Genomic DNA, 12,213 nt, shown 5'->3' with positions numbered 1-12,213 from the left:
GTTTATGAACGCCGCTGCTGCATCGGTGCGATCCGTCGCGCCTGTTGATTTCGCTTTGAAGGACGAAGGCAAAGGGAAGCCCATGGCTCAGACCCCCTCCACGGAATTCGACGTTGCCGTCATTGGCGCCGGTGTGGTCGGTTGCGCGGTCGCCCGCCGTTTCGCGCTGGCCGGTGCGAAGGTGGTGGTCATCGAAAAAGGCCCCGATATCCTCTCCGGCGCCTCCAAGGCCAATAGCGCCATCCTCCATACCGGCTTCGATGCGCCGGAAGGCAGTCTGGAACTGGAACTGGTGAAGGCGGGCCGGGCGGAATATCTTTCCATTCATGGGCAGATGGGTCTTAGCCTCGTCGAAACCGGCGCGCTCGTCTGCGCCTGGAACCCGGCTGAGGCGGAAAAATTGCAGGCGATCGCCGATCAGGGGCGGCGCAACGGCATTGCCGGACTTGAGCTCCTCGCGGCCGGGCAGGCCCGTGAAACCGTGCCGGGCCTGTCCGAGCGTCTTGTGGCAGCGCTTGAAGTCCGGGGCGAACATATCATCGACCCGTGGTCCGCCCCGCTTGGCTATCTCACGCAGGCGGTGGCGCTGGGCGCGCAGCTGGTGCGAAACGCGGAAGTCCTGTCCGGTGTGTTCGACGGCGTGTGGCGGATCGAGACGACGGCGGGCGCGATCCTTTCCGCGAGCGTCGTCAATGCCGCCGGCCTGTTCGGCGATATCGTCGATGCGCGTCTGGGGCTATCACCCGAATTTACCATCAAGCCCCGCAAGGGGCAGTTTGTTGTGCTTGATAAGGCTGCCCGCCGGCATGTGCCGCGCATCATCCTTCCCGTTCCGACCGAAATCACCAAGGGCATCGTGGTGTGCCCCACCGCCTTCGGTAATGTTCTCGTCGGGCCGACGGCGGAAGAGCAGGATGAGCGCGAGCGGGCGACGGTCGAAACGGCGACGCTGGAAGCGCTGCTGAAACGCGGTGCGGAGATCGTTCCGGCGCTGGCCTCTGTTTCCGTGACCGCCGTTTATGCCGGTCTTCGGCCGGCCTCTGAAAAGAAACATTACCGGATTTTCGCGCGGCCCGAGCGGCGCGCCATTACGCTCGGTGGGGTGCGTTCCACGGGTCTCAGCGCAGCACTCGGGCTGGCGCAGCATGCTTTGACACTCCACGAGGGTTTCGGTAGGGGTTTTGCCCCGCCGCCATCAGTCCCCGAAGTGACGATGCCCAACCTGACCGAAACCTGTGAGCGGGACTGGCAGCGCGCCGATCACGGCGAAATCGTCTGTCATTGCGAACTCGTCACCCGCCGCGAGATCGAGGCGACATTTTTAAGCCCGGTGCCGCCCGGTGATTTCGGCGGGCTGCGGCGACGCACGCGGGCCGGCATGGGCCGCTGCCAGGGCTTTTATTGCAACGCCCGGCTGGCAGCGATGACGGGCGACCGTCTGGCAACCCCGCTTGCCGTTCGGGAGGGAGACGACCGATGAGCGCCGTGGAGTCCTTTCAACGAGAGCATCCAAGCACTGAGAATGCGGATGCAATCGTGGTTGGCGGCGGCCCGGCGGGCGTGGCCGCGGCGCTGGAACTGAAAGCGCGCGGTATCGCCCGTGTGATGATCCTCGACCGCGAGCCGGCCCTTGGCGGTGCGACCCGGCATTGCCTGCACTCGCCCTTCGGCATGCGCGAATTCAGACGGATTTATTTCGGCCCCGCCTATGCACAACACCTGCAGCGGCAAGCACAGGAGGCGGGTGTCGATATCCGCACCGGTCATTCCGTGGTGGAACTCGGGCAAGATGGCGCGCTGCTGGTGACATCGGCGCGTGGCGTCGAGACACTGCAGGCCAGGCGCATCGTGCTGGCGACCGGCGCACGGGAAAAACCACGCTCCGTGCGGCTTCTGCCCGGCGACCGGCCGGTGGGCGTGGTCACTACTGGCACGCTGCAATCCTATGTCGCCTTTCACGGTATCATGCCCTTTCGCCGGCCGTTGATCATCGGTTCGGAGCTGGTTTCCTTTTCCGCACTTCTGACCTGCCTCACCCATCGCGCCCGACCGGTCGCGATGATCGAGCCGGAGCCTCATCCGCTGGCGCGGTCGCCTTTTCATTGGTTTCCGCGACTGGTCGGGGTGCCCTTTCATTGTGGTGCGACACTCACGGATATTCGCGGGCGTGACCGTGTCGAGGAGGCCGATATCCGTCTGGCGGATGGCCGCATCCTGACCGTTCAATGCGACGGTGTTCTGCTCACCGGGCGATTCACGCCGGAGGCAGCGCTTCTCAATGCATCCCCCGTGGATGTTGCGGCAGGCAGTGCCGGGCCGCTGATCGATCAGGACGGACGGATGGCCAATCCGATTTTCTTCGCCAGCGGGAATGTCTTGCGAGCCGTGGAAACGGGCGGCTGGGCGTTTCGCGAAGGCCACCGCGTTGGCGCGTCGGTGGCTGACGATCTCGCCCGGGAACCCTGCAACGCGCCGGGGGTTCCCGTTGCCTTCGCCGATCCGCTCAAACTGGCGGTTCCAGCCATGTTGCGGCCGGGTGGACTCGATAGACCGGCATTTCGCGATTTTCAGCTTCGTTTCACCAGACGCGTTCAAGGCCGGCTTTCGCTTCGTCTCGACGGAACGGAAGTGTGGAGCAAGACCGGCCTGTGGCGCCCTGAACGCCGTGTGCTGGTGCCCATTCCCGGCGCTGCGTTTGAAGCGAGCCAGATTGCCTTTCACTTTCGGGAGACCAATTGATGCGCATTGCGGCGATCGATCAGGGGACGACATCGACCCGGTGCCTTGTGGTGAGCGATAGCGGCACGGCGGAGGTCGTGGCCAGCCGGCGTCACGCGCAATTTTACCCGGCCGCTGGCCATGTGGAACATGATCCGGAAGAACTGCTGCGCAATATTCGCGCGGTGCTGGCTGCCGCCGGACCGGTGGACGCCATCGCCATCGCCAATCAGGGCGAGAGTTGTCTGGCGTGGGATGCCGTGAGCGGCGAGGCGCTGTCGCCGGTTATCGTCTGGCAGGATGCCCGCACCGCCGAAGCGCTGGCCGCCCTGCCGCCATCGGCAACGGATCGTTCGAAAGAGATTTGCGGGCTGCCGCTTGATCCCTATTTTTCGGCCAGCAAACTGGCCTGGCTGGTCAAGCACAATCCGGCAGTGGCGCAGGCAAGGGCCGCAGGGCGTTTGCGGCTGGGCACCACTGATACTTTTTTTCTGGACCGGCTGACGGGCTGTTTCCGCACGGACCTTGCTACGGCGTCGCGCACGGGGCTGCTTGATCTCTCAACCGGAGACTGGAGCCCTGAACTCTGCGCGCTTCACGGCGTGCCGATGGATTGCCTGCCCATGATCGGTCCTGTCGATGGCGGTTTTGGCGCGGTCGAGGGTACGTCCATCCGCGTTTCCATTGTCGATCAGCAGGCCGCGCTTTATGGGCATGGCTGCCGCAAGGCCGGCGATTGCAAGATAACCTTCGGAACCGGGGCCTTTCTGCTGGCCGTTGCCGGTAGCGGGCGTCCGTTGACGGGCGAGCTTCTGCCGACCATCGGCTGGCAGATGCAGGGCGCGCCCGCCGTCTTCGCCATCGAAGGCGGCGTCTATGATGCCGGCGCGGCGCTCGAATGGGCGAAAAAGATCGGCCTATACGCAGATAGTGCCGAACTCGACGGTTTCGAGGGACCCTCGGCCATTCGCCGCGGCCCTGTATTCGTGCCCGCCCTTTCGGGCCTTGCCGCGCCTTATTGGGACAGGCAGGCCGTGCCGCTTTTCATCGGCATGGACCACACCACGGAACGAAGTGACATGGTGCGCGCCGTGCTGGAAGGCATTGCCCTGCTGACGGCCGGGCTGATCGAGGCGGCGTCGGTTGTCGCTCCCATAGGCGACATGATCTCCATCGATGGCGGCTTGTCGAACAGTCGCTATTTCGCCCGCTTTCTGGCCGCAGCCAGTGGCCGGACCATTCGCGTGCCGGCCATGCGCGAGTTGACGGCGCTCGGCTTGGCGGAACTCTGCGGCATCGATGTAGCCGCCATGCGAAACGATGCCGAGATATTCACGCCTGACGGATCGGTCGGGGCCGCCGACCACGCCCGCTTTGCACGCGCCATAGACAATGCGCGGGGCGGGTGAGGCGCTTGTTTACGAGATGGCCACGTCAGTCGCGGATGACGATAAGCGGACCAAGCCTTGTCGCCTTCACGCCGAGCGCTTCCCTCACGAATGAAAGGGCGGCGTCGGTGTCGGCGATCGCGACTGTTCCACTCACGCGTCTGGCGGCGAGCGAGCTTCCGGCGATGACGATCCTGCCGCCGAAATGGCGGTTCATTTCTTCAACGACATAAGAAAGCGGCGCATTGTCGACGGCGATCTGTCCGCGCTTCCAGGCGAGTGCGGCGAGACTATCGACCGGCTGGACGCTTGTTTCGCCCTTCATGCGATCATAGGTCGCCTGTTCGCCCTGCTGGACGCGCCGGGAGAACGATCCATCATTGTCCGGTTCAAGAAGGACCGCGTTTTCGGTTACGGTCACCTCCGTGTCGGTCTCGCCGTAGCGGACGTCGAAGGCGGTCCCGAGGGCCGTCACGCGCGTGGTTCCGGCTTCGACGCTGAAGGGTCGTTCCGGCGCATGGGCAACCTCGAAATAGGCCTGCCCGCGCAGAAGGTGGACCGTTCGCCGGGTCCGGTTGAAATCGATGGCGATTGCTGAGGAAGCGTTGAGCTGAACTCTGGAGCCGTCCTCAAGGTCGATGACCGGCATCTCATCTGTCCCGGCGATGACGTCCGCCTGAAGACGCATCGGGCCGTCGAGAAGGAAAAAGGTCGCGGTTGCCATGGCGAAAAGAACGACGGTGGTTGCGACGGGTTTCGCAAGGTTACGCGGCGTGGCTTTTATGCTGGCGAGCTTCGGGTCCGACTGGATGGCTTTGCGTGCGTCGCCCATCAGTCGCTCGGCGGCACTATAGGTGCGACAGTTTTCCGGATCGTTGAGCCAGTCCGTGAAGCGTGCCCTGTCTTCGGCCGATTGCTGGGGATCACCATTGCGGAGCAACCAGTCCGCAGCCTCGCGGTTGCGTTTTCGCTGAGCGTTCATCGCTTCGTTCTCACGCATTGGCGTCTCCAGCAGCTCCCTTGTCTTCTAGACGTTTGGCATCGCCGATTTGGGACGTTTAGCCGATCAGAAGCAGCCGGTCGAGGCAGTGGGCGAAGGCGTGGCGCAGATGCCTGTCCACCATGTTTCTGGAGATGTTGAGTTTTGCCGAAATTTCATCCGGTGTGAGATGATGCAGCCGGTGCAGGATGAAGACGACGCGCCGGCGCGTCGGCAGTTCGGTGATCGCCTGACGAAGAATTGCGATGCGTGCTTCGATCTCCAGCGCATGATCCGGTGTCGGACCTGCGCTCGCCACCGCCATCGCCTCGCGCTCGGAACCGGAAAACAGTCGCGATTCCATGGTCTCCCGCCGCATCCTGTCGATGCCGAGATTGATCGCCGCGCGGCAAAGGAATGCCTTCACCGATCGCTTGTTTTGCAGGATATCTGGTTTTGCGGCGAGCCTGACATAAAGATCATGCACCACGTCCCGCGCCGTGGAGCGCGGATGCCCCCTGCGGTGAACCGCAGCCGTGATGTCGTGGTAATAAATCTCCATCGCCCGGTTCAGCAGGTCATTGCTGTCGGGAATGTCCCAGGAAGGCGGAGAAGATGAGGGGTTCGACATCGGCACTCAATTCGCAATAACCGGGCTCACCCGTGCGTTTGTTTCTCGGGTGCCAATGGTAAAATCGCTACCGGCTTCAAAGATTGCTTGCAAGTACAACAGGTTAGAACGGTTCGAACGTTGAACTTACGGCAGGCATAAAGATGATATTAATACTCATCTTTATGCCTGATTTTATTGCGGATTTCACTCTCAAATGTTTCGGCGGGAAGGAGGGTTCTAGTCTCCAGCTTCGTTTGAAAAGGTAGCTGGTGTGACAATTTTGTAACTGGAAAACGGCCTTAAGCCGCGCCGCTTAAAGCGGGATGCAGAGCGGGGTTCCGGCGACCGGATCACGGATCACCACAGTCTTGACGTTGAAGACGGTCTCGATGGTATCCGCCGAGATCACGTCCGCCGGTCGGCCGGCGGCGGTGATTTCGCCGTTCTTGAGAATGATGATGTGTTCGGCATAGCGGGCAGCCTGATTGATGTCGTGCAGTACCGCGACGACGGTCTTGCCATGGCGGCTGACCAGCCGCGTCACCAGATGCATTAGTTCAATCTGGTGCTCGAGGTCGAGGTAGGTCGTGGGTTCATCAAGCAGGATCACCTCGCTTTGCTGTGCAAGCGTCATGGCGATCCATGCGCGCTGGCGCTGACCGCCGGAAAGGCTGTCGAGCAGGCGATCGCCAAGCGTGTCCATGCCCGCTAGTATAAGCGCCTCGTTGACGGCCGTCTCGTCCTCAACCGACCAGCGGCCGAAGAGGGAGCGGTGAGGATAGCGGCCCTGGCGGACGAGATCTCGAACCGTCAGGCCTTCCGGCGCGACTGGCCCCTGCAGGAGCATGCCGACCCGGCGCGCCATATGTCTGGTCGACAGCGTCGCGATGTCCCGACCATCAAGCAGGATGGTCCCCCGAAGCGGCGTCATCAGGCCGGCAAGGCTGCGCAGGATGCTGGACTTGCCGCTGCCGTTGGGGCCGATAAGAGCCGTGAAGCAGCCGTCCGGGATGATGAGATCGAGATTCTCGACGACAGGGCGGCGGTCATAGGCGAGTGTAATGGCCTCGCCTGCCAGCTTTTCGGCGACTTTTTGCTCATCCACGATCATGGCGGCGTCCCCAGAGAAGATATGCGAAAAAGGGAGCTCCCACGAGCCCGGTAACGATCCCCGCGGGTAATTGCGCAGGCGCAATGACGGTGCGCCCCAGGAGATCGGCAGCGACGACCAGACACGCACCGACAAGAGCGGCGACAGGGAAAATGCGGGCGTGAGACGCTCCGACGAGCCTGCGGGCGATATGCGGTGCGACGAGGCCGACGAAGCCGATGAGACCAGAGACGGCAACGGCCGCGCCGGAGAGGACCGTGACGAGCACGATCATCAGGCCGCGAATGCGATCGACCGGCTGGCCGAGGCTTTTTGCTGAATTATCGCCGAACCGGATGAGATCGAGTTCGCGTGAGGCCATCCATGCGAGTGTAGCGGGCAGGATGAGCCACAAGGCGAGAAGCCGCACCTTGATCATGGTGGCGTCGTAGACGCTGCCGGCAAGCCAGACCATCGCCCGCTGGACGTCGCCGATCTCACCGAAGGCGGAGAGGAAAGTCGTGCCGGCGGTGGCGAGTGCGCCGAGCCCGATCCCGATCAGGATAATGCGAAGCGACGAGGCTCCCCCTCGCCAGGCAAGGAGATAGACCGCCGCCGCCATCAGGACCGCGCCGCCGAAACCGGCGGCCTGAAGCAGCGCCACCGGTGGGTCCCGCATGAGAACGATGACGGCCATGACGGCTGCGGCCGCGCCGCTGTTGATGCCGAGCACTCCGGGTTCGGCAAGCGGATTGCGCATGATGGCGAGCGATATGGTGCCCGCGGTCGCAAGAGCCATTCCGACAAGGATAGAAAGCAGCACGCGCGGCAGGCGCAGGTCGAGGACGATGATCGCATCCTGCGGGTTTGCCGCTGGTCCGCCGGCAAAAACATCGAACAGGGCCGGCCAGGATAACGAAATGTCACCCAATGCGAGGCTTGCGAGGACAAGGATCGCGAGCAACAAGGTAAGCGCAAGGAAAAGGCGGATCATGTTTCGCCTCTCATCCGGTTGCGTGCGAGCCATAGGAAAAACGGCGCGCCGACAAGCGCGATCGTCACGCCCACGGGAAAATTCTGGCTGCCGAATACCATGCGCCCGGCCATATCCGCCCCGACCACGAGCAGCGCGCCGCCAAGCGCCGAAAACGGAATGATCCAGCGATAGTCGACGCTGACGGCCATCCGGACGATATGCGGGACGATGAGGCCGATAAAGCCGATCGGCCCCGCAAGCGCCACTGCGCCGCCGGCAAGCAGGATGACGGTGACGATCGCCACCCCGCGCCAGAGGGCCGTATTTTGCCCGACCGAGCGGGCGGTATCCGCGCCAAGGCTCAGCGTCGTCAAATGCCGACCGAGGAAAAGCGAGACGATGAGGCCAAAGGCAATATAGGGCGCGACAGTTGCCGCCTGCGCCATGGTTCTGCCCGTCACTGAGCCTGCCGTCCACATACGCACGGCATCGAGCGTGCTTTGATCGAAGATGAGCACGGCGCTGGTGAGCGACGTGAGGAAGGTCGCGACGACCGCACCGGCAAGAATGAGCCCGACCGGTGAATGACGGATGGGGCCGAACGAGGAAAGCAAAGTAACGGCAAACGCCGCGATACCCGCGCCCAAAAAGGCGAACCAGATGTAGATATCGCCGACACCCGCACCGAAAAAGGTCATGATGGAGACAACTGCGAAGGCAGCACCCGCATTGATGCCGAGCAGACCCGGCGAGGCGAGGGGGTTGTTGGTGATGGCCTGCATGATCGCCCCCGAGACGGCAAGCGCGCTGCCGGCCAGAAGGGCTGCGATGACACGCGGCAGGCGAACCGCCACGACGAGGAGGTGGTTTCGCGACCCGTCAAACCGGAAAATCGCGTCCAGAATGGTGGATAGAGGTATACGCACGGTGCCGAGCGCCACGGCAAGAAGCGACGCGGCGGCAAGTAGACACAGCAGTGCAGCAAGGGCGAGAGCCTTGCCGCTATCGGTACCGACAAAACGTCCGGATAGTTTGCGGTTCATCGATCCGCCAGAACATAACGCTCTATGTCGTCCAGTATCCGGTTTGCGGAAGCAATGCCGTGGAAGCTCTGCCAGGCAATGCGATCGACACGGTAGGCCTGCCCGTTGCGCACGGCGGGCAGAAGCTGCCAGAGCGGGTTGCCGATGACCTCCTGCTCGAGCGCATCGTCCGGCCCGCTTTCGAAGCCGCTGGCGGAGACATAAAGGAGGATGTCACCATCGAGATTGGCCAATTCCTCCCAATCCGGCCGCTTGACGATGGTGCCGTCAGTCACCGTCTCATAGGCCGTGCGCTTTACCCCGGCTTCGCGCAGCACCGCAAACGGCGCATAGGCGGCAGGACCGTCCAGGAAGACGACGAACCGGCCGGGAGCGAAACGAACGGTCGAAACCGTCACATCCTTCATTCGCGCGCGGATCGACGTCACCCGCTTTTCGTAGGCGGCGAGCGCCTCCTGCGCGGCGCCCTTGCGTCCCGTCATTTCGGAGAGCAGCGCGAGATATTTCTTCCAGTCCATGTGGTTGACGAGGACGGTCGGTGCGATCTTCGACGCCGTCTCATAGATCGGCGAATGGCCTTCGGTGCTGCCGATGATGAGGTCAGGTTTCAGCGCCGCGATCCGCTCGAGGCTCGGCTCCTTCGGATTGCCCAGATCGATCATCTTCGCCTGCCTGACGACCTGAAGAACCGCAGGATCCTGAATTGCCATATAGGGCGTGGCGACGACGGGAGCCTCAAGTTCGATGAGGAGCCCGAGGGTCAGCAGCGGATCGAGTGTTACGATCGTCTTCACTTCGGCCGGAACGCAGAAGGGCGGGTTATAAACGCCTTCGGTTATCTCCTTTCCCTGGCAGGCCGCGTGGGCAAGGGAGGCGGGCAGGATGAGGAAAAGAAAGGCAAGACAGAAGCGCAAGACCGGTACCCATTCAATGAACGTGGAGGCGTATTGCGGGGGCTTTCGCCCCGCAACGCAGATTGTCAGAATTTCGCACGGAGATTGACACCGAACGACCGCCTTTGGCCGGCCTGTCCGAATGGCAGGGCCGCATCCGGATCAACAACGGTGAAGTATTTTTCGTCGGTGAGGTTTTCCGCAAAAGCGGTTATCTCCCAATTGTCCTTCTTGAAGCCGAGCTGGGCGTTGACGATGAAGCGGGAGTCGATTTCGTACATGCCGCGCGTGCCGAAGCGCGAATTGTATTCCGTGGTGTATTTGGCGTCCGCGCCGACATAAACGCCGTTCTCGAACTCATAACGCCCGCCGAAGCCGAGGGTCCATTCCGGCGCTTCAGGGAAGGACTTTCCGGATTGCTCGCCCAGACCGCCGTGATCGAACTCAAGGAATTTGGTTTTCAGATAACCGATTGAGGCGAAAGCCGAGAACTGGTCGGTCACCTGATAGGTCGGCTCGATTTCAAAACCCCATGCGCGCGATGACGCGGCATTTTCCGTGATGCGATATCCCGGAATGAGAGACGGGGGACGGATTTCGATCTGCTGATCTTCATATTTGGTATAAAAGAGATTGGCATTGAGGGTGAGCCGGTCGTCCAGCAGGGTTCCCTTGTAAGAAAGCTCGTAGCTCTGGGAATATTCCGGTTCGTAGGTCACGAGGGGGAAGGCCGGATCGCTGCGATTGACATAGGAGCCGCCCGAACGAAAACCCTGTGTGTAGGTGAAGCCGACCGTTTGATTTTCGCTAAATTCCCTGGAGAGGCCGATCTTGGGTACGAAATTCAACTCGTCGAAGGATGCGGGACCCCCGGAAAAGAAGGGATCCATCCCGTAAAAGACGAAGGAGTTCAACTCCGTATTCGTTTCCTCGAGATAGTCCAGACGGCCGCCGGCGGTGACGAACCAGCTCGGCGCGAACTCATAGGTCGCCTCGCCGAAGGCGGCGAGGTTTGAGGTTTTGCGGTTCTGCTGGTCGTCGAGCTGTGCGGGCATGGGTATGCCCGGCACTTCCGCGACAAAACGCGACCAGCCGTCGAAGACCTGATGGCTGCCGAAAAGACCGGCGACCCACTTCCACCGTTCTTCTTCGTAGTTCAGGCGAAGTTCCTGGGTGAATATCGAATCGTCGTCCGTACCCCAGATGCCGGTGACCAGGCCGGGCGTGCCCGCATCGACGGAGCGGCGTGTGTTTATGCCGTATTGAAAGCCGGTCTGGGAGGTGAACCGCAGGCTGGAGGAGAAATCATGGGTGATTTCGAGACCGACATTATGGACCTCGGTCCAGCGGAATTCCGTATAGGTATCGGGATTGTTGTTGAAGTCGCCGCGCCCGTCATAGAGGCCGACCAGCCGGTCGTTCGGACGATCCTTCGAATAGACGTAGGTCAGAAGGGCGCGCGTATCCGGCATCTCGGAAGGGGTTATGAGCACCTTCGCTCGAATGTTGCGGCTGATATCCGTGGTCAGGTCGTCATAACCGGCGTAGTCTCTGAAATTCGAATAGGAAACATCCGAACGGGAACGCTCGAAGGCACCGGAAATGCGCAGCGCCACCTGATCCTCGACCACAGGCGTATTGACGACGAAGCCGGAGCCGACCCGGTTATTGTTGCCGACGGTGCCGGACAGTTCCAGCTCCTTGTCGAAGGTCGGATCCTTCGACTTGATATAGATTGCGCCCGACATGGCGGCGCGGCCGGAGAGCGTCGATTGCGGGCCACGATAGACCTCGACCTGCTCGACGTCCCAGAGGCTTCTCGCACCGAAACGGGCATTGTAACGGGTCTGGAGAATGCCATCCACGTAAAGCGATCCGACCGGCGCCCCGCCGGGGACGAAGCCCTCGGAACTCATGCCGCGAATGACGAAGCCGGCATTGACCGTCGCGCTGTCGAGCACGTTGGCAAGCCGCCGGTAAGCGTCCTGCGTATATCTGATCTGGCCATCCTCGATTGCCTTGGCGGTGACGATGCCGACGCTCGCCGTCGTGTTGTTCAGCGTTGTCGCGTCGCGCGCGCCGTAAATGGTGATGGCATCCAGCACCGTCGTGCCGTCCTGTGCGGTGCCTGCTGCTGAAAGGCCGGGCCCGCTCGACAGGGTCACCCGGTTGCTGCCGGCAAAGCGTGCATTGACATTGGTGCCTGCCAGCACGGCGTTCAGCGCCTTTTCGGGGGTGAGGGTGCCGCTGACTCCGGCGGTTCTCTTGCCTGCGGCAACAGATGCGTCGAAGAGAATCTGCAATCCCGTCTGTGCGGCAAGGCTGTTCAATGCCGGGGTTAGAGGTCCGGCAGGCACCGAGATTGTGCGTTCCGCCGATTGTGCCCTCGCCGCACTCACCATTGCCGGTATTGCCGGGCTCATGGCAATGGCAGTGCCGGCCAGAAGCGCCGCCCGCAGGCCCGCCTTGGCCCCACGCGAGACGGAAATTGTCTTACTCATCAAAACCCCCAA

General features: G+C 62.2%; 10 protein-coding genes. 3 read left to right on the top strand and 7 right to left on the bottom strand.

Features of this window, described 5'->3' with window-relative positions:
- Positions 1-82 precede the first annotated feature (82 nt).
- Genes AC5I5B_RS23990 through AC5I5B_RS23980 form a run of 3 tightly spaced genes read left to right on the top strand, consistent with a single transcriptional unit; the run spans position 83 to position 4,127 of the window.
- Positions 83-1,480, top strand: coding sequence for an NAD(P)/FAD-dependent oxidoreductase (locus tag AC5I5B_RS23990; RefSeq protein ID WP_174054722.1), 1,398 nt, complete (start codon positions 83-85; stop codon positions 1,478-1,480).
- Complete coding sequence (locus AC5I5B_RS23985; RefSeq protein WP_174054721.1) at positions 1,477-2,739, top strand: NAD(P)/FAD-dependent oxidoreductase; 1,263 nt, start codon at positions 1,477-1,479, stop codon at positions 2,737-2,739. Before AC5I5B_RS23990 ends, AC5I5B_RS23985 begins: the two co-directional genes overlap by 4 nt.
- Positions 2,739-4,127, top strand: a complete 1,389-nt coding sequence (locus AC5I5B_RS23980) for an FGGY family carbohydrate kinase (protein ID WP_174054720.1) — start codon at positions 2,739-2,741, stop codon at positions 4,125-4,127. The genes AC5I5B_RS23985 and AC5I5B_RS23980 overlap by 1 nt, the downstream gene beginning before the upstream one ends.
- Positions 4,128-4,152: 25 nt before the next feature.
- Here the strand turns inward: AC5I5B_RS23980 and AC5I5B_RS23975 are convergent, their stop codons facing one another.
- From AC5I5B_RS23975 to AC5I5B_RS23945, 7 genes are all read right to left on the bottom strand, one after another.
- On the bottom strand, positions 4,153-5,106 hold the full coding sequence (locus AC5I5B_RS23975) for a FecR family protein (protein ID WP_174054719.1): 954 nt from the start codon (positions 5,104-5,106) through the stop codon (positions 4,153-4,155).
- A gap of 58 nt (positions 5,107-5,164) precedes the next feature.
- Positions 5,165-5,716 carry an RNA polymerase sigma factor gene (locus tag AC5I5B_RS23970; protein ID WP_111798036.1) on the bottom strand — a complete coding sequence of 184 codons (552 nt, stop codon included), beginning with the start codon at positions 5,714-5,716 and terminating at the stop codon, positions 5,165-5,167.
- Positions 5,717-6,011: 295 nt separating this feature from the next.
- Entirely contained in the window at positions 6,012-6,809 is a 798-nt protein-coding gene (locus tag AC5I5B_RS23965; protein ID WP_112977547.1) for an ABC transporter ATP-binding protein, read from the bottom strand.
- Complete coding sequence (locus tag AC5I5B_RS23960; RefSeq protein WP_087746490.1) at positions 6,796-7,782, bottom strand: FecCD family ABC transporter permease; 987 nt, start codon at positions 7,780-7,782, stop codon at positions 6,796-6,798. Before AC5I5B_RS23960 ends, AC5I5B_RS23965 begins: the two co-directional genes overlap by 14 nt.
- Complete coding sequence (locus AC5I5B_RS23955) at positions 7,779-8,807, bottom strand: FecCD family ABC transporter permease (RefSeq protein WP_087746492.1); 1,029 nt, start codon at positions 8,805-8,807, stop codon at positions 7,779-7,781. Before AC5I5B_RS23955 ends, AC5I5B_RS23960 begins: the two co-directional genes overlap by 4 nt.
- Positions 8,804-9,721, bottom strand: coding sequence for an iron-siderophore ABC transporter substrate-binding protein (locus tag AC5I5B_RS23950; RefSeq protein ID WP_003504318.1), 918 nt, complete (start codon positions 9,719-9,721; stop codon positions 8,804-8,806). The genes AC5I5B_RS23955 and AC5I5B_RS23950 overlap by 4 nt, the downstream gene beginning before the upstream one ends.
- A 65-nt stretch (positions 9,722-9,786) precedes the next feature.
- Positions 9,787-12,201, bottom strand: coding sequence for a TonB-dependent receptor (locus AC5I5B_RS23945; RefSeq protein WP_174054718.1), 2,415 nt, complete (start codon positions 12,199-12,201; stop codon positions 9,787-9,789).
- Between the last annotated feature and the right edge of the window lie 12 nt (positions 12,202-12,213).

The sequence above is a fragment of the Agrobacterium sp. genome (genome assembly GCF_059499945.1).
Note: the sequence above shows the minus strand (reverse complement) of the source record. Positions and strands in the feature narration are given on the sequence as shown.

Excerpts from the sequence above, each read along its gene's own strand:
- AC5I5B_RS23990 (WP_174054722.1), top strand. The coding sequence starts at position 83 with ATGGCTCAGACCCCCTCCACGGAATTCGACGTTGCCGTCATTGGCGCC.
- AC5I5B_RS23985 (WP_174054721.1), top strand. The coding sequence starts at position 1,477 with ATGAGCGCCGTGGAGTCCTTTCAACGAGAGCATCCAAGCACTGAGAAT.
- AC5I5B_RS23980 (WP_174054720.1), top strand. The coding sequence starts at position 2,739 with ATGCGCATTGCGGCGATCGATCAGGGGACGACATCGACCCGGTGCCTT.
- AC5I5B_RS23975 (WP_174054719.1), bottom strand. The coding sequence starts at position 5,106 with ATGCGTGAGAACGAAGCGATGAACGCTCAGCGAAAACGCAACCGCGAG.
- AC5I5B_RS23970 (WP_111798036.1), bottom strand. The coding sequence starts at position 5,716 with ATGTCGAACCCCTCATCTTCTCCGCCTTCCTGGGACATTCCCGACAGC.
- AC5I5B_RS23965 (WP_112977547.1), bottom strand. The coding sequence starts at position 6,809 with ATGATCGTGGATGAGCAAAAAGTCGCCGAAAAGCTGGCAGGCGAGGCC.
- AC5I5B_RS23960 (WP_087746490.1), bottom strand. The coding sequence starts at position 7,782 with ATGATCCGCCTTTTCCTTGCGCTTACCTTGTTGCTCGCGATCCTTGTC.
- AC5I5B_RS23955 (WP_087746492.1), bottom strand. The coding sequence starts at position 8,807 with ATGAACCGCAAACTATCCGGACGTTTTGTCGGTACCGATAGCGGCAAG.
- AC5I5B_RS23945 (WP_174054718.1), bottom strand. The coding sequence starts at position 12,201 with ATGAGTAAGACAATTTCCGTCTCGCGTGGGGCCAAGGCGGGCCTGCGG.